We start from the raw sequence: 16,871 nt of genomic DNA on the forward strand, positions 1-16,871 counted from the left end.
TTATTTTCGGATGTTATTTCCTGCACCACATCTGTTCTTCTTCGGGCTCCTTCGAGTTTCCCTCGGCCGATTTTCTGGAAGTTTCTCAATATCACTCAACGGCGAGGGAAAACAGGGGGCAGATCGCCATGCAATCGATGCCGGCCGCGATGACGGCGTCGCCGACCACCGGCCTGTACCGGGCCATGACGGGAATGGCCGGCCCGCACGCGGTGGCGTACCGGGGGCCGGTGGGCGTCGCCGCGCGGGCGGTGCGGGACAGGACGGTGCTGGTGCTGGGGGCCGGGGTCGGCGGCCTCACCGCGGCGTACGAGCTGCTGAAGGCCGGCGCCGCCTGCCGCGTCATCGAGGCGCAGGAGCGGCCCGGCGGGCGCAGCTTCACCGCCCGCAACGGCTCGATCATCCGGGAGCGGCACGGGGACGTGACGTGGGAGCACCTGTGCCCGATCGACGAGGGGCTGTATATCAACCTCGGTCCCGGCCGCATTCCCCACCACCACCGCCGCGTGCTGGATTACTGCCGCGAACTCGACGTCCCGCTTGAGGTGTACGTGATGGAGACGGCGGCCAACCGCCTCCACACCGACCGGGGCTTCGAGGAATCCTTCGTGGTCAATCGCCGCGTGACCCACGACACCCGCGGCTACATCGCCGAACGCCTGGCCCGGTCGCTGCTGGACAACGGCCTGCCGCCCCTGGATGCGGAGCGGCGCGCGCTGTGCGATCTGCTGCGCGCCTTCGGCGACCTGGACGAGAACTACCGCTACCGGGGCTCCACCCGCGCCGGATACAAGGGCCCGCTGTCCATCTACGACCCCTGGGAGGACCCCGAGCCCGCGCCCCCGCTGGATGTCGACCGGCTGCTGGCGTCCCGGTACTGGGAAGCCACCCACTTCTACCAGCCACAGGAGTATCTGTGGCAGCCGACGATGTTCCAGCCGGTCGACGGCATGGACCACATCGTGCGGGCGCTCGTCCGGGCCATCGAGGACACGGCCGTCCCGGGGGAACAGCCCATCCTGCTGGACTCCCCGGTGACGCGCGTCGAGCTGCTCCGCGACGGCGTCCGCGTCCACTGGGAGGGCGGCCCCGAGGAGGGAGAGCCGGCCGACTACTGCCTCAGCTCCATCCCGCTGCCGGTGCTGAGCGAGTCGGTCGAACTGGTCGGCTTCTCCGACCCGTACCTGGAGGCCATCGACCACGTCCGCTTCGCCCCGACCTGCAAGGTCGGCTCGCAGGCCAACCGGCGCTTCTGGGAGTCGAACGAGGAGCAGATCTACGGCGGCATCAGCTACACCGAGCACCCGATCACCCAGGTGTGGTACCCGTCGAACGACTACCAGCGCGAGGACGGCAAGGGCACCCTCACCGGCGCGTACAACTACGACGACGACGCGCTGGCCATGGGCGAGATGAGCTGGGAGGACCGCCTGGAGCTCGCCCGGGAGGGCGCCCGGCAGCTCCACCCCGGCAGCTGGACGGACGCCGCCGTCCCGCTGGCCCTGGGCGTCTCCATCGCCTGGCACAAGGTCCCCTACCAGCTCGGCGGCTGGGCGGACTGGGCGGTCGGCAACGCCAAGGACACCGAGATGTACCGGCGCCTCCTCCAGCCGGACGGCGCGTTCCACGTCCTGGGCGACCAGGTGTCCTCCCTCCCCGGCTGGCAGGAGGGCGCGATGATGTCCGTCGAGTGGGTCCTCGGCCAGCTCGACGGCACGCAGCCCACGGTCGTGCCGCAGGTGGTGCGCGTGCCGGACGTCAAGTCCCTCACGCAGGGCCGCGCCTTCGGACCGGGCCGGCCCTGACAGGCCATCTCACGGTGGGCCGCGCCGCGCGCCCGCGCCCGCGCCCGCGAGTCTCACCTGGTGCGATAGGCGTCGATGATGGTCTGGGTCGTGGTGTTGCCGTCGGCGTCGACGGCCTCGGCCCTGAACGAGACGGTGCCGCCGGCCGCCGGGTTGGTGACCTGGATGGCGCCGTTCTCGACCGGCACCTCCAGACACGTCTCGCCGCCGTCCGTGGAGACGGAGACGGTGAGCGAGCCGGGAGGGCCACCGGCCGCCGAGCCCTGGACGGTGACCGGCACGGTCATGGTCTCGCCGGCCGGCGCGGTGCTGTCCAACGCCAGGTCCGGGGTGAAGCGGATCGCGGAGGCGGGCAGCGGGGTCCGCTCGTCGGTGCGGGCGGAGGTGAACGTGTAGGAGGCGGTGACCTCGGTGCTGACATCGGCCGCCACGCCGCCGCGGCGGGCCGTGGTGACCAGCTCGTAGTCGGCGATGCCTGCCGGGACCTCGAACGTGCTCTCGTCGATGATGCCGTCGGCGGTGGCGTACTCCTCGCCGTCGCGGTAGAGGGTGGTGCTGTCGGCTCCGTAGTACAGCTCCCCCTCGCCGTGGTGGCCGGCGCCGTCGGCGAACAGGTTGACGGTGCCGGAGATGGTGTCGCCGTCCCGGACGAGGCCGTCGCCCTCGCCGATCATCGGCCCGTACACCCCGGTGTTGCAGGTGATCTCGTACCTCTCGCCCGCTTCGTACGCCCGAGGCGGCTCGGCGTACGTGACGTCGCCCTCGGGGTAGTCGCCCGAGCGGATGCACTGCGGCGCCCAGCTGCCGCCCGCCGCCGGCACGAAGACCTGGCTGACGCGCGGCAGGCTGAGGCTCCACTGGGCGGAGCCGCCCAGCAGCGAGGACTCCATGCGCAGCCAGCCGAAGCGGGGGGAGTCCATCGACTCACCCTGCCGGACGGTGACCTGTGCCAGTTCGTCCTGCGTGGTGTGGTGCGTCAGCCCGGTGTAGAAGGCGCCGTCCTGGTTGGCGACGCCGATGTAGTGCCGATAGCCCGCTGCCACCTGGTGCGGGCGTAGCCGTCGATCTCCCAGCCGTCGGCGGGCTGCCCGATCTGCGCGGTGCGGAACCCGTCCGGCAGCTCCGCCGAACAGCAGTCGGCGTGCCAGGCCCCCCGATGCTCTCCCCGCCGTCCTCTCGGCGCAGCAGGAAGCCGGCCTCCAGCCTCCGCTGCTGGGCCTGGTCGTCCGGCACGGTCATCTCGACCTCGCGCGCTTCGTTGGCGTCGGCGGAGAGCGTGGTGTCCCTTACAGAGCCGCCGTCAGATCCTTGGCCATCAGCGTGAAGCCGAAGCACTGGCGCACGTTGTAGACCGTGGCGTCCATGCAGTACGAGGGCGAGGTCGTGGCGACGGCGTCCTCCAGCATCAGCACGTCGTAGCCGAGGTTGGCGGCGTCCATCAGGGTCGCCAGGACGCACTGGTCGGCGTTGACGCCCGCGAGGAGGAGGGTGTCGGCGCGGAGGTTGCGCAGGACGCTGTCCAGCTCCGTGTCGTAGAAGCCGCTTATGCGGTACTTGGCGACGTGCAGGTCCTCGGGCGCGGGGGTCAGCTCGGGGACGATCGCGGCGGAGGGGCTGTCGCGTTCGAGGACCCGGCCCGGGGCGCCGGTGGTGAGGGGGTCGCCGATGCCGCCGCCGGTGCCGTCGGGGTCGTAGACGTGGAGGACGCCGGGCGGGAGGTTGGCGCGGTCGGGGCGGTTGCCCCAGTTGAGCCAGATGACCGGGACGCCCGCGGCGCGGAGGGGCGGGAGGAGGGCGTCGAGCACGGGGATGGGGGCGCGGGCCGGGGTGACGTCGACGCCGATGGAGGCGAGCCAGCCGTCGGGGGCGCAGAAGTCGTTCTGCATGTCGACGACGATCAACGCCGTGGCGGCGAGGTCGAGGGTGACCCGCTGGGGGAGGGCGGGGACCGTGACCGGGCGGCTGGGGCGGGGCGGGCGGACCAGGCTGATGGCGTCGTCGGGGGTGGCGGTCCAGGCGTTGCGGGCGTTCGGGCCGATCAGGGGCACAGATCCTCCAGCAGGTCGAGGAGGGGGAGGTCGGAGCCGGGGGCGGCGATGGCGCAGACGCCGACGGGGAGGCCGTCCACGCGGAGGGCGGGGGCGACGACGGCGGGCAGGCCCGCGAGGGAGGCGAGGTGGGTGAGGCGGAGGGTCGCGGCGCGGATGGATTCAACCTCGGCGGCGGAAGCGTCCACCTTCGGGGCCGGGCCGCTGGCGGCGGGGAGGATCAGGGCCGTGCCGGGCGGGAGGGCGGCCACGAGCACCTCACGGGCCGTGGCGAGGGTGCGGGCGGCGGCGGCCAGGGCGTCGGGGGTGACGGAGCGGCCGAAGGCGAAGCGGGCGGCGATGTCGGGGGAGACCGAGTCCGGGTGGGCATCCAGCCAGCGGCCGTGGGCCCGCCAGGCTTCGGCGGCCTGGACGGTGCGGAAGGCCGCCAGCCAGGAGTCCAGGCCGGAGAGGTCGAGCGCGGCGGGGGCGTGGGTGGGGAAGAGGGACCGGGTGGCGGGGGTGGCGAGGGCGGTGAGCGTCGGGGACGACACCAGTGTGTGGATCGCGGGTGCGCCGGGATCGGCGAAGAGGCGGGCGGCGGTGCGGAGGAGTCCCGGGTCGCGGGTGAGAAGGCCGGGAGTGTCGAAGGAGGGGGCCAGGGGGAGCAGGCCCTCGGACGGGATCGTGCCGTGGGTGGGGCGCCAGCCGTACAGGCCGCAGTAGGAGGCGGGGACGCGGATCGAGCCCGCCGTGTCGGTGCCGAGGCCCAGGTCGGCCTCGCGCGAGGCGACGGCCGACGCCGGGCCGCTGCTGGAGCCGCCGGTGATGCGGCCGGGGGCGGCGGGGTTGGGCGGGATGCCGTAGTGGGCGTTGGCTCCGGCGAGGGAGAAGGCGAACTCGTCGGTGTGGGCGATGCCGACCGCATCCGCCCCGGCGTCCAGCAGGCGTTGCACGGCGGCGGCGTGGCGGGGTTCGGGAGTGGCCTCGGCCAGGAACGCCGGGTTGCCGGCGCCGATGGGGTGGCCGGCGACGGCGAAGAGGTCCTTGACCGCGAGGCGGGTCCGTGCGAGAGGGCCCGAGGATGCCCCGGCCGCCAGGGGTGTTCCCGTCACGCGCCAGACGCTGCTCATGCGAGGGCGGCGGTACGCAGGACGGCGAGGTCGTCGGCGTCGAAGGTCGTGGCGGGGCCGCGTTCGATGAGGGCGGCGAAGCCCTCGTCGGGGGACATGATCGTGAGGGTGTAGAGGCGTTCGGTGGTGGAGGCGTTGGTGATGCGGTGGCGGGAGCCACGGGGGAGGACGAGGACGTCGCCGGGGGCGAGGTCGCGGGTGTGCTCGTCGCTGGCGGCGCGGCCGTGGCCGGAGAGGACGACGAAGGTCTCGACGGCGGTGTCGTGCCAGTTGAGGGGCTGGGAGCCGCCGGGCTCCCAGATCTCGAAGACGACGGTGGTGGGGGAGCCGTCGGCGGGGCCGGTCAGGACGGCGAGCTTGACGGTGTCGCCCGCCGTGATGTGGTGGGGAGTGAGGGTGCGCAGGGGCTTGTGCAGGGGCGGGGCCGTCACCGGGGCTCCTTGGGGTCGAAGCGGGCGCATTCGCGCAGGGCGGCGGCCGTGCGGGTGATGGCGGCGTCGATGAGCTGCGCGCCCAGCTCCGGGGTGGCGCCCGTGGGGTCCCCGATGACGCCGTTGCCGGAGAGGTCGTCGCTGGTCCAGCCGAAGGGGACGGGCTTGCCGAAGCCCACGTGGTCGTAGGAGGCCAGGTGCTCGGGGACGGAACGCCGGGCCTGCGACATGTCCACCAGCTCGGGGTGGAGGTGGAGCATGGCGGAGGTCTCGTTCAGGCCCGCGTGGATGCCCATGCCCAGCTCGGCCGGCGGCGAGGCGCCACCCTGGTCGGCGGGGAGGGAGGCGTGCAGCAGGAAGGTGAACAGGCCGTAGTTGACGCGGAGTTCGCGGATGGCGACGCCGAGGAGGGCGCTGTTGCCGCCGTGGCCGTTGAGGAACGCCAGGCGGCGCACGCCGCTGGTGGCCAGGGAGCGGCCGATGTCGTCCAGGACGGCCAGCAGGGTCGTGGCCGACAGCCACAGGGTGCCGGGGGACCAGGCGTGTTCGTTGGACTTGGTGTAGGCCAGCGGCGGGAGGAGGGTCACGGGGCAGGAGTCGGCGGCCAGGCGGGCGCCGCCCTCGGCGACGGCGTTGGCGATGAGGTAGTCGGTGGCGACCGGCAGGTGGGGGCCGTGCTGTTCGAGGGAGCCGACGGGGAGGACGGCCAGCGTGTCGGCGGGGAGGGCGGCGACCGCCGGCGCGGACAGGTCGGCGAAGCGGGTGAGGGGCATGGCGTGCACGCGGACCCTTCAGGCGTTGTGCGGGAAGAGCAGCTTGCCAGGGTTGAGCAGGCCCAGCGGGTCGGTGGTGCGGGCGGTCGCGCGCACCAGGTCGACGCGGCGGTCGACGTACCAGTTGTGCACGTCGTGGACGCGCACGCCGAGCGCCTCCAGCGACTCGATGCCGTCGTAGACGGTGGCCTCGTCCTCGAACAGCGCCATGAGCATCCCGACGGGCCCGGTGCGCATGCCCTCCAGGTGGAGGATGGTGCCGGGGTAGACCGCCTTGATCGCGGCCGGGTCGCCCCGCAGCACCTCGCCGCCGATCTCCAGGTGGAAGTAGCCCTCCTTGGCCTTCATCAGGTGGTAGGTGGGGTGGTTGAAGGAGAGGGAGGAGATCAGGCCCGGGCCCTCGGGGGCGGGGCGGATCTCCAGCACGCGCCCGCCGTGGCGTTCGACGAGGGTGCGGGCGTCCGCCACGGCCTGCTCCTCGACGATGGCGCGCAGGCTGATGCTCGCCGGGTCCAGGGCGGTGGGGTCGGGGGCGAAGGTCCCGACCAGGGCCGGCTCGTCGAGCGAGACGAGGCGGGGGGCGGGTTCGAGGCGTACGAAGGAGCTGAGGGCGTCCGTCGCCGCCGTCCAGCGGGCGGGGTCGAAGGCGGCGAACAGGCCCGTCCAGGCGCGGGCGTCCTGGAGGCTGACGGTGGCGGTGGTGTTGATGCCGGTGGTGCCGTAGGCGTGGATGTACGGCAGCGCGTCGGCGCCGCGCACCGTGAACGCCGTGGCGTCGGCGGTGCACGGCACCACGGTCAGCTCCTGGACGAAGCCGTCCGCGTTGGTGCCGTGCACCAGGGAGCCGGTGCCGCCGTTGCCGCCCGAGAGGAAGCCGCCGAGGCTGGTGCCGAAGGTGGAGGGGAACATCCACAGCTCCTGCCCGATGGTGCGGGCGTGGGCCTCCAGGTCGGACATCTTGGCGCCCGCCTCGGCCCTGATCCAGCCCTCGCCGGCGTCGAGGATGCGGTTGCAGCCGGCGAGGTCGAGCACGGCGCCGCCGGCGAGCGGGATGGCCTGGCCGTAGTTGCCGGTGCCCTTGCCGCGCGGGGTCAGCGGGATGCGGTGGCGGTGGGCCAGCGCCACGACGCCGGGGACCTGCTCGTGGCGGGTGGGGCGGACCACCACCTCGGCGCGCCCGGCGGGGAGCCGGGCGGCCTTGGCGGCGAGGATCGGTGACATGTGGGCCCAGTCACGCGACGCCTTGTCCAGGGCCGCGGCCTCCCGGATCACCGCCTCGGGACCGAGGAGGCCGGCGGCGTCGGCGCAGAACTCCTCGATGCCGGGGGTGGCGGGGGTGTCGCCGGGCGGCGTGGTGCCGGTGCCGGGCATCAGCGGCTTCAGCCGCTCGTCGGCGACGAGCTCGGTGAGCCGGCGGATCTCGCTGGCGGACAGGGTCACGGATCTGCGGTCAACAGCCATGGACGATCACTGCACTCACTGGGCTCACGGCACTCACGGCATCCTTACCGCCCACGCCCGCGCGGGCGCGGGCGTGGGCTCTTCGTTTCTGCCCCGCGCGGCGGTGCTCAGGGCAGGGCGATCTTCGGGTCGATGAACTCGTTGGTGGCCAGGTCCTCCGCGGTCAGGTCGTCGGGCAGCTCGGCGCCGGAGTCGGTCACGATCGGCGTGAACCTCTCGCGCGCGTCGTCGACCCGTCCCATGTCGAAGCTGCCGATCGAGCCCTCGGCGCTGTTGGCGAGGATTCCCAGGTCCACCATCTGCTGGGCGCCGAATTCCCCGGTCTCCTCGGTGTATACCCAGCCGGTGTTGTACTCGGTGACGATCTCGGCGACGAGGTCGATGGCCGGCTGCGGGTCGGCGGCGAACTCGACGGAGGACTGCTGGAGGATCGGCACCAGCTTCTCCAGGCAGGGGGTGTTCCGCGCCAGCTCGTCGCTGCGGACGGACAGCGACTGCGGGTAGATGTTGTAGCCCACGTCGGCCAGCAGCTGGTACTCGACGGGCTTGCCCCAGGCGCTGACCTCGTTCTCGTAGATGTACGGCTCGGCGGTGGCGTAGCCCTGCTGCGCGATGCTGGGGTCGGCGACGAAGCGCGAGGGGGAGCCGTCGTAGCTCGCGTCGAGCTGGCTCTCCTTGACCAGGCCCTCGTCGACGAGCAGGGGCGCGTACGAGCTGCCGGAGACGTAGACGACCTTCTCGTCCGTCCGGCCGATGTCCCCGATCCCGTCCCAGTCCGGGTGGGTCTCGGGGTCCCACATCAGCATCTGCGGGCTGACGTCCATCAGCGAGAAGACGGCCGTGACGGGGCGGTCGGCGGCGGCGTTCATCGCGCCGTCCGTGGAGACCATGCCCAGCATGATGTCCTGCTCCAGATACATCTGCGAGGGGATGTTCTGGTAGCCGATGGCGCCGCCGCCGGCGCGCACCTCGATGTCCACTCCGGTGTCCACGCCATCGATGACCAGAGGGCCGGTGACCCGCTTCTGGTTGGAGTCGACGGTGTATCCCGGCCCGACGAGGTTGTAGATCGGGCCGTGCTCGATCTCGGGCTCCCAGTCGGCCTGGACGACGACCGTGTTGGGGCAGGCGCCGCTCAGGTCCTGCTCGCCGGTGGCGGCGCGGAGCTCCTCCTCGGCGTTGCCGGACTCCTCGTCGTCGCCGCAGGCGGTGGCCAGGCTGAGGACGAATACGGAGGAAAGGAGCGTCGCCGAGACGCGCCTGCGCCTGGTGAGCTGTTTGCTGATAAAGGGCATGACGGACTTCCTGGACGGGTGGCTAGGGGCGCGCGAAGGCGCCCTTTGAGGGCAGTACGTACAGACCGTTCGGTGGCGCTCGGATTATGCATGTGTGTCGCGATACCTGGCGGTGTGTACGGATGTGTGCGGGTCGTGCAGGAGGTGCGAGTGCCTTGTGAGGCGCGAACAGATTAACGTTCCGCCCCGGATCCGTGCCAAGAGCCCACTGCCAGCCTGTTGATAAGCGAGAAGAGCGCGAAGACCGCCACGCCGAAGAGCGAGGCGAGGATGATCGCGGCGTACAGATCCTCCGATTGCAGCCGGGCCCGGTAGACGTCCAGCAGGGTGCCGATGCCCGGTTCGCCCTGCTTGAAGAACATGTCGCCGACGATCGCGCCGATCACCGACAGCCCCGCGGAGGTGCGCAGCCCGGTGAATATGGACGGCAGCGCGGCGGGCATCTCCAGCTTGAACAGCCGGGCCCATCTGCCGGCCCGGTTCAGCGTGAACAGGTCGTGGTGGGCGGCGTCCACGGACTGAAGGCCGAAGAGGGTGTTGGCGATCATCGGGAAGAGCGCGATGATCACGCAGACCACGGTCCGGCTGGTGTAGCCGAAGCCCCACCACATGCCGATCAGCGGCACGATGGCGAGGATCGGCACGGTCTGCAGGATGACGGCGTAGGGGTAGATGGAACGTTCCAGCCACCGGGCCCTGCTCATCAGCACCGCGATCGTGATGCCGAGCGTCGCCGCGATCAGCAGCCCGATGAGGGCGACGCGGGCGGTGAGCGCCAGCGCCTCCAGCATCGGCTCCAGGTGCTCCCAGTCGAGGAACGCGGTGTTGAGCACCTCGTGGGGCGGCGGCACCAGGAACTGGCGGTCCTCCTCCAGCATCACGTAGCTGACGAAATACCAGATCCCGATCCCCACGACGGCCGAGGCGACCGGCGCGATGAGCGAGATCAGCCGCTGCCGGCCCCGCCCGCCGGCGTGGGCGTGGCGCCCCGACCCGGTCGCGAGCGGGAGCGTCCTGGGGCTGGGGTCGGCGGCCGAGCCGGTGCCCGCGTCCGCCGTGGGCGGCGAGTCGACGGGCCGTTGCTGCTGCGTGGTCACGTGGCGGCTCCTCCTCGCAGCGCGGCGGACACCTCGCCGGCGATCTTCGCGAAGTCGGGGTCGTAGCGCAGCTCCGCCGGGCGCGGGTGCGGGAAGGGCACCTCGAAGGTGCCGATGATGCGGCCGGGGCGGGGCGACATCACGACCACCCGGCTGGCGAGGAAGGTCGCCTCGATCACGGAGTGGGTGATGAACAGCCCGGCGAAACGCCGCTCGCTGAGGATGCGCTGCAACTCCTCCTGCAGCCGCATCCGGGTGATCTCGTCGAGCGCGCCGAACGGCTCGTCGAAGAGGAAGACGTCGGGCTGCGTCATCAGCGCCCGGGCGAGGGAGACGCGCATCTTCATGCCGCCGGAGAGCTGGCGCGGCAGCTGCTTCTCGGCGCCCTCCAGGCCGACCAGCTTCAGCGCCTCCTTGGCGCGGGCCCGGCGTTCGGACCTGCGAACGCCCGCCAGCTCGGCCGGGAGCTCGACGTTGGCCAGGACGCGGCGCCAGGGCAGCAGGGTGGCGTCCTGGAAGACGTACCCCAGCGAGGCGCCGCCGACCGCGACGCTGCCGCCGGTCGGCTGGTCCAGGCCGGAGGCCAGCCGCAGCAGCGTCGACTTGCCGCAGCCCGAGGGGCCCACGACGGCGACGAACTCGCCGGCGGACACGGTGAGGTTGACGTCCGCGAGGGCGGTCGTGCCGTTCGGGAACTGCTTGTAGACACCGTCAAAGCGCAGTGCGGTCTGAGCGGTCCGGTTCTGGGGCTGGGTTGTCCCGGCCGTGGTGACGGTCATCTTCCGCTCCCTCCTCTCGCTCACTCACCCACCGGCCGCGCCGGCTCGGCGGCGGCAGGTATGACGGCTATGGGGTCTAGTGCCGCTCTTACGGCAGATGTTGATAGCCTGAACACTAATTGTTTCCCGTCGATGTCGGGTCGGTGTCTGTTCACGACTCCCGTCACAATTCTCCACCTGGTCACAGCAGTTCGCGTACAACTCGGGTCCGGCTCACGATCCGGCCGGCCTTGAACACCACGCGCTCCGCCGCGCCCTGACCGAGCGCCTCGGAGACCGAGTCGGCGCGCACCGCGAGCAGGTCGGCCACCGCCCCCGCCCACGGCCCCGCCTCGGGCAGGCCCAGCACGGCGCGGGCGGCGTTGGTCACCGCGTGCAGCGCCTCGTCCGGCGTCAGGTGACCGGCCGCCACCATCAGTCCGGCCGTCTCCAGGCCGTCGAAGCGGCCCACGGGGTTGAACGGGTCGCGCACGTTGTCGCCGCCCGCCGCCAGCGTGACGCCCGCGTCCAGCAGGGCACGGACGGCGGTCAGGCCGCGCGGCACCGGCGCCGGGTGGTCCCGGCCCTGGAGGAAGAGGTTCGTCAGCGGCAGCGTCACGACGGCGATGCCCGCCGCCGCCACCTCCTTGGCCAGCGCCGCCGCCTCGGCGTCCGGCACCACGCCGAGGCTCACGCAGTGGCTCGCGGTCACGCCGGGCCGCGGGCGTTCCCGCAGCCGGTCGGCGAGCAGCTTCAGGTCCCGGGACCGGGGATCGAGGTTCTCGTCGGCGTGCAGGTCGAGCGGAACGCCGAACTCCCCGGCCAGCCGCAGCGCCTGGTCGACGGCGGCCGCCGGGTCCGAGGCCAGGTGCGGGCAGCCGCCCAGCACGTCGACGCCCATCCGCAGCGCCTCGCGCAGCAGCTCCTCGGGCGCCTCCCCGTGCAGCAGCACGATCTGCAACTCGACCCGGCGCCGCACCGCCTCGTCGTCACGCAGCCGCAGCAGCGCCCGCAAGCCGCGCAACGGGTCATCCCCGGGGAGGAGGTTGGCGTGCGTGCGGACGGCGGTGACCCCGTTCATCGTCAGCTCGTCCAGCGCCCGGCGGGCGCGGCGGGCCACGTCCTCCTCCGTCACGCGCTCCGAGAACGCCCCCCAGGCGTCGACGGCTGCGCGCAGGTCGCCGGGCGGTGCGCCGACGAGGTCCCAGGTCAGCGCCTTGTCGAGGTGGGCGTGCGGCTCGGCGGGCGCGGGCAGCAGCAGGAAGCCGGCCAGGTCCATGCCGACCGTCTCGTCCATGCCGTCGCTCGCCCCCGGTCCGGGCGGCAGCTCGCCGGGCGGCGCCACCTCGCGCACCAGCCCGTGGTCGTCGCACAGCAGCAGGTCCCGCACGGACCCGTCGGGCAGCCGGGCGTTACGCAGCAGCATCCGCGTCCTCCAGGGGGGTCGGCGGCGTCAGCACGGCGAAGCCGTCGAAGTCGTGACGCAGCGCCGCCTCGCCGAACATGTCGGTGGCCCGCACCGGACTCGTCCGCCCGTCGCGCACCGCCGCGAACGCCGCCGCCACGTCGGCGACGAAGCCGCGGCTCTCGCGGTGGCGCAGGTTGTGGCCGAGCAGCGCGGTGGTGACGGGGAGTTCGGCCAGCCGGGCGGTGGAGTCGGCGAAGGCGGTCACGTCCGCGCCGGGCACGTGCGCGAAGAAGGTGCCCGAGATGAGGGTGTCCCCGGCCAGGAGCAGGCCGGTGTCCGCCTCCCACAGGCAGATGCCGTCGGGCGAGTGGCCGGGCGTGTGCAGCACCTGAAGGCGCCGCCCGCCCAGGTCGAGCGTGTCGCCCTCGCGCAGCAGCCGGGTCGGCCGGACCGCCTCGATGCGCCAGTCGGCCAGCTCGGGCACCGGGCGTACCTCGACGCGAGAGTCGGTGAGGTGGAAGCCGTGGTGGGTGTCGAGGGCGCACAGGCCCTCGTAGCGGCGCCGCATGACGTGGGCGGCGTGCGCGTACGCCTCGAGCCACTCGCGGGGCGCGGGCGCGGCGTGCAGCTCGGCGCCGTCGGCGTGGGCGGCGAACTCCTTGGCCAGGCCGAGGAGGGAGGCGTTGCCGCCACGATGGTCGTAGTGGTGGTGGGAATTGACGACGAGGAGGGGGAGAGAGGTGAGGGCCTGCACCTCGTCGCCGATATTCCGGATGCCCATGCCAGTGTCATAGAGCAGAGCCACGTCTTCACCAACGACGAGGTAGCTGTTGACATGCCCGGGTTCGGCGATCAGATATACGCCGGGTCCGGCCTCCCGCACCGAGAACCAGCCCGGCCGTGCTCCGGTCATGCGGCGTCGTCCAGCGCGTCGAGGGCGTGGTAGCGGCGGCCGAGGTGGACCAGGGCGCCCGGCCCGCCCGCTCCGGGCAGGATCCGCTCGATCGCGGCCACGAGCAGCCGGTGGTCCCCGGCGGATATCTCCTTCGTCACCCGGCAGGTGAGCACGTATGAGCTGTGCCCCATCAGGAGGGGCAGCGCGGGGCTTTCCATCGTCCACGCCACGCCCTCCAACCCGTTGAAACGCTCCTCCCGATTGGTCTTGTCCGCGAAGCGGCGAGATATCCCCTCGCCGGCCGCGTGGAGCAAATTCAGCGCAAAACGACCGGTGCCCAGCAGGAGCGGCAGCGTCCGGCTGCGTTCGTCGACGGCGACGGCCACCAGCCGCGGCGAACGGCTCAGGCTCATCACGGCGGTGGAGGTGAACCCCGCGGGCCGCCCGCCGGGTCCGGCCGTGGTCACCACGCAGACGCCGCCCGCCAGCGCCGCCATCGCGTCGAGGAAGTCCTCGTCGAAGTCCTCAGCGAAGTCCTCGTCAGGCGCGTCGTCGCCGTCGTCCGAGGTGCGGGTAGTCGTGCTGCCGGTGGCGGCCGATAGCATGTGGGCTCCCGGGGACTGGGTACAATGTTCATCTTATCAACATTGAGCGTACGGGGAGTCCATGGCCCGGGTGTTTCACGGGAGTTACACGTCTTGCTCGTCGCTCGTGACCCTTAGGATCGCTTGCATGCCTGCCCCACGCGGCGAGACGGACTCCGCGGCCGAGACGGACGGCGCCCAGCGTGCCGAACTCGGCGCGGCCATCCGCCGGTTGCGCAAGGAGAACGGGCTCACGCTCGTCCAGCTCGCCAAGCTGTCCGACCTCTCCCACCCCTTCCTCAGCCAGCTCGAACGCGGCCTGACCCGCCCCAGCATGCGATCCCTGCACCGCATCGCCCTGGCCCTGGGGACGACCCAGCAGAGCCTGCTGGCCACCTCCGTCCCCGCCGAGCCCGACCAACGCCGCGGCGCCGTCCGCGTCGTCCGCGCCGACGAGGGCACGCCCATGCCCAACGGCGTCGGCACCGCCCGCGTCCTCGGCACGCCCCATCTCCGCGTCCACCCCGTCGAGTTCCGCGGGCTGCGTACGTCCTACGGCGACTACTACGACCACCCCGGCGACGAGTTCCTCTACATACTCAAGGGCGAGGTCGAGGTCGATCTCCAGACCCCCGACGGCCGCGAACTCCACCAGCTCCGCCCCGGCGACAGCATCAGCTACCTCGGCGGCACCCCCCACCGCTGGCGCGCCCTGGCCGACGGCGAGAGCGACGATGTCCGGATACTGGCCGTCCAGCCGACCTTCGGCCCCGACGGCTCGCCCCGCCACTGAGGTACGACTGCGGCGACTGACTAGCCGTCCAGCGCCTGGGTGATCTGCCGGCAGGTCTGCGCGGCGATGCGGGGGTTGACGGCGGCGTGGGAGGTGTAGGCGTTGAGGCCGGTGGCCAGCGACCAGCCCCGGCCGCGCAGCCAGGTGGCGTCGTCCACGCCGAGCGCGGCGAGCTCGGCGCGGAAGACCGCCCGCGTCCGGGCCGACATGAGGGTGTAGGCGATGGTCAGGTCGCAGGCGGGGTCGCCGACGCCGAGGCCGCCGAAGTCGATGACGGCGCTCAGGCGTCCGCCGGTGGTGAGGAGGTTGCCGGTGTGGAAGTCGCCGTGGAACCAGACCGGGGGCCGGTGCCAGTCCGGGGCGTTCAACGCCGCCTCCCACAGCTCGGTCATGGCCGCGGCGCCGAAGAGGCCGCCGGTCTCGGCGATGGCCGCGCGGGTCGCGGCGTCGCGGTCGGCCAGCGGCGCGCCGGTCAGGTCGGCGGCGAGCTCGTCGGCGGCGAGGCCCTCGGCGGGGAAGCGCTGGAGGGCGGCGAGGAAGCCCGCCAGCTCGGCGGCGGCCTCGGCCGAGTCGGCCAGCGCCTCCACGGTCGCCACCTCGCCGTCCAGCCAGCGGGCCACCGCCCACGGCCAGGGGTAGCCGAAGGCCGGCTCGCCCACCGCCACCGGCACCGGGATGGCCAGCGGCAGGTGAGGGGCGATCCGGGGCAGCCACCTGAGCTCCTTGCGCGCCTGCCGGATCGCCCCGGCGTGGCGGGGCAGCCGCACGGACAGCTCCTCGCCCAGCCGGTAGATCTCGTGGTCCAGGCCGGCCCGCTCGACCGGCGTCAGGGGCAGCCCCGCCCACTGGGGGAACTGCGTGTCGACCAGCCGCCTGACCAGCGCGGCATCGATCGCGGGGCGAGCCAAGCTCTCTCCACTCGTCGACGGGCGGGGCGACCAGCACACAACCCCTGCGGGCGCCCTGTCCATCGGTTTTCGCCAACGCCGCTAGCAGCCCAGGGAGTTCACGGCTGCGGCGGCTGCATCGGCCCGGTGACACTGACGATGGCCGAAAGCCGTTGTTGACTTAACCGGTTAATGAGAGCAGTGTGCCCGCCAGCGCATCCCGCGGCGCATCCACGTCATGTCCCCTGTCAGCATGAGGAGAGATGCGATGAAACTTCGAAAATCCCTGCTGGGCATCGGCTCGGCTGCGGCGTTGCTGGTGGGCTGGGCGGTGGGGGCGCCGTCGGCCGGTGCCGATCCGGCCCCGGCACAGGCGGCGGCGCCGGCGTTGCAGGTGTCGGGCAACCAACTGGTGACCGAGTCCGGCGACACCTTCCGGCCGCTGGGGGTCAACCGCTCGGGCGGCGAGTTCGGCTGCGTCCAGGGCAAGGAGATCTTCGACGGCCCGGTGGACCAGGCGGCCGTCGACGCGATGAAGACCTGGCACGTCAACACGGTCCGGGTGCCGCTGAACGAGGAGTGCTGGCTGGGCACCGCGGGCGTGCCCGCGGGCGGTCCCACGCCCGCCGAATACCAGAAGGCGGTCCAGGACTACGCGGACCTGCTCGTCTCCAACGGCATCAACGTGATCCTCGACCTGCACTGGACCCGGGGCAAGGATGAGGGGGAGTCCGCCGCCTGCCCCGACGTGGCGGCCACCTGCCAGAAGCCGATGCCGAACATGGCGACCTCGCCCCAGTTCTGGAGCGAGGTGGCCACGGCGTTCAAGGGCAACGACGCCGTCATCTTCGACCTGTTCAACGAGCCCTACCCGGACGCCGCCAACAACTGGTCGGATGTGGCGGCGGCGTGGACCTGCCTGCGCGACGGCGGCACCTGCGCCGGCATCGAATACGAGGTCGCCGGGATGCAGGACCTGGTCGACGCGGTCCGCGACACCGGCGCCACCAACGTGCTCATGGTCGGCGGCCTGGAGTGGACCAACAACCTCACCCAGTGGCTGGACTACGCGCCGGACGACCCGCTGGAGAACCTGGTGGCCTCCTGGCACTCGTACAACTTCAACGCCTGCGTCACGCCCTCCTGCTGGGACGACCAGATCGGCGCCGTCGCGGCGGAGGTGCCGGTGCAGGTCGGCGAGTTCGGCCAGGACACGTGCGCGCACGACTACGTGGACCAGGTGATGGAGTGGGCGGACGCCAACGGCGTCGGCTACACGGCGTGGACCTGGAACCCGTGGGGCTGCAGCGGCGGCAACGTCCTGATCGAGGACTGGGACGGCACCCCGACCAGCACCTACGGCGAGGCGGTCAAGGCACACATCATCGAGCAGAACCCCTAGCAACGCCCATGCCCGAGGGCTGGGCGGCCACGGCCCGGCCCTCGGCGAGGTCGATGCCGCTCCTCAGCCACTGGGGGCGGCCGGCGGGCTGGTCTGAACGCGCACCGTCAGCTGTCAGCGTC

At 72.3% G+C, this 16,871-nt stretch carries 16 protein-coding genes; 3 read left to right on the forward strand and 13 right to left on the reverse strand.

Annotated features, from left to right (window positions below; translation table 11 throughout):
* The first annotated feature begins 128 nt into the window (after positions 1-128).
* Positions 129-1,805 carry a flavin monoamine oxidase family protein gene (locus tag ACTWQH_RS10340; protein ID WP_443286123.1) on the forward strand — a complete coding sequence of 559 codons (1,677 nt, stop codon included), beginning with the start codon at positions 129-131 and terminating at the stop codon, positions 1,803-1,805.
* 53 nt (positions 1,806-1,858) lie between these two features.
* On the opposite strand, the gene ACTWQH_RS10345 is transcribed toward ACTWQH_RS10340, so the two are convergent.
* From ACTWQH_RS10345 to ACTWQH_RS10400, 12 genes are all read right to left on the reverse strand, one after another.
* Positions 1,859-2,848, reverse strand: a complete 990-nt coding sequence (locus ACTWQH_RS10345) for a hypothetical protein (RefSeq protein ID WP_443286124.1) — start codon at positions 2,846-2,848, stop codon at positions 1,859-1,861.
* A gap of 243 nt (positions 2,849-3,091) precedes the next feature.
* Complete coding sequence (locus tag ACTWQH_RS10350; protein ID WP_443286125.1) at positions 3,092-3,853, reverse strand: cysteine hydrolase family protein; 762 nt, start codon at positions 3,851-3,853, stop codon at positions 3,092-3,094.
* Positions 3,844-4,947 carry an amidase family protein gene (locus tag ACTWQH_RS10355; protein WP_443286126.1) on the reverse strand — a complete coding sequence of 368 codons (1,104 nt, stop codon included), beginning with the start codon at positions 4,945-4,947 and terminating at the stop codon, positions 3,844-3,846. Before ACTWQH_RS10355 ends, ACTWQH_RS10350 begins: the two co-directional genes overlap by 10 nt.
* Positions 4,948-4,961: 14 nt before the next feature.
* Entirely contained in the window at positions 4,962-5,396 is a 435-nt protein-coding gene (locus ACTWQH_RS10360) for a cupin domain-containing protein (RefSeq protein ID WP_443286127.1), read from the reverse strand.
* Positions 5,393-6,169: a creatininase family protein gene (locus ACTWQH_RS10365; protein ID WP_443286215.1), complete on the reverse strand. Its 777-nt coding sequence runs from the start codon at positions 6,167-6,169 to the stop codon at positions 5,393-5,395. Before ACTWQH_RS10365 ends, ACTWQH_RS10360 begins: the two co-directional genes overlap by 4 nt.
* An 18-nt stretch (positions 6,170-6,187) precedes the next feature.
* A complete protein-coding gene (locus tag ACTWQH_RS10370; protein WP_443286128.1) occupies positions 6,188-7,609 on the reverse strand; it encodes an FAD-binding oxidoreductase in 1,422 nt (473 codons plus the stop codon).
* A gap of 128 nt (positions 7,610-7,737) precedes the next feature.
* Positions 7,738-8,925 carry a hypothetical protein gene (locus ACTWQH_RS10375; RefSeq protein ID WP_443286129.1) on the reverse strand — a complete coding sequence of 396 codons (1,188 nt, stop codon included), beginning with the start codon at positions 8,923-8,925 and terminating at the stop codon, positions 7,738-7,740.
* Between the two features lie 173 nt (positions 8,926-9,098).
* Positions 9,099-10,022, reverse strand: coding sequence for an ABC transporter permease (locus tag ACTWQH_RS10380; RefSeq protein ID WP_443286130.1), 924 nt, complete (start codon positions 10,020-10,022; stop codon positions 9,099-9,101).
* Positions 10,019-10,801 (reverse strand): ABC transporter ATP-binding protein, encoded by a 783-nt coding sequence (locus tag ACTWQH_RS10385; protein ID WP_443286131.1) that lies wholly within the window; start codon positions 10,799-10,801, stop codon positions 10,019-10,021. Before ACTWQH_RS10385 ends, ACTWQH_RS10380 begins: the two co-directional genes overlap by 4 nt.
* Positions 10,802-10,982: 181 nt before the next feature.
* Complete coding sequence (locus ACTWQH_RS10390) at positions 10,983-12,206, reverse strand: amidohydrolase family protein (RefSeq protein ID WP_443286132.1); 1,224 nt, start codon at positions 12,204-12,206, stop codon at positions 10,983-10,985.
* The gene (locus tag ACTWQH_RS10395) at positions 12,193-13,101 is read right to left on the reverse strand and encodes an MBL fold metallo-hydrolase (protein ID WP_443286133.1); all 909 of its coding nucleotides are present in this window, start codon (positions 13,099-13,101) and stop codon (positions 12,193-12,195) included. Before ACTWQH_RS10395 ends, ACTWQH_RS10390 begins: the two co-directional genes overlap by 14 nt.
* Positions 13,098-13,688: a flavin reductase family protein gene (locus ACTWQH_RS10400; RefSeq protein ID WP_443286134.1), complete on the reverse strand. Its 591-nt coding sequence runs from the start codon at positions 13,686-13,688 to the stop codon at positions 13,098-13,100. Before ACTWQH_RS10400 ends, ACTWQH_RS10395 begins: the two co-directional genes overlap by 4 nt.
* Positions 13,689-13,815: 127 nt before the next feature.
* Between ACTWQH_RS10400 and ACTWQH_RS10405 the strand changes: the two genes are divergently transcribed.
* The gene (locus ACTWQH_RS10405) at positions 13,816-14,460 is read left to right on the forward strand and encodes a helix-turn-helix domain-containing protein (protein WP_443286135.1); all 645 of its coding nucleotides are present in this window, start codon (positions 13,816-13,818) and stop codon (positions 14,458-14,460) included.
* A gap of 20 nt (positions 14,461-14,480) precedes the next feature.
* Here the strand turns inward: ACTWQH_RS10405 and ACTWQH_RS10410 are convergent, their stop codons facing one another.
* The gene (locus tag ACTWQH_RS10410; protein WP_443286136.1) at positions 14,481-15,368 is read right to left on the reverse strand and encodes an aminoglycoside phosphotransferase family protein; all 888 of its coding nucleotides are present in this window, start codon (positions 15,366-15,368) and stop codon (positions 14,481-14,483) included.
* A gap of 247 nt (positions 15,369-15,615) precedes the next feature.
* Here ACTWQH_RS10410 and ACTWQH_RS10415 point away from each other — a divergent pair, with 247 nt between their 5' ends.
* The gene (locus tag ACTWQH_RS10415) at positions 15,616-16,749 is read left to right on the forward strand and encodes a glycoside hydrolase family 5 protein (protein ID WP_443286137.1); all 1,134 of its coding nucleotides are present in this window, start codon (positions 15,616-15,618) and stop codon (positions 16,747-16,749) included.
* Positions 16,750-16,871: the final 122 nt, after the last annotated feature.

This window comes from Streptomyces sp. 6N223, from assembly GCF_052246635.1.
GTDB lineage: Bacteria > Actinomycetota > Actinomycetes > Streptomycetales > Streptomycetaceae > Streptomyces.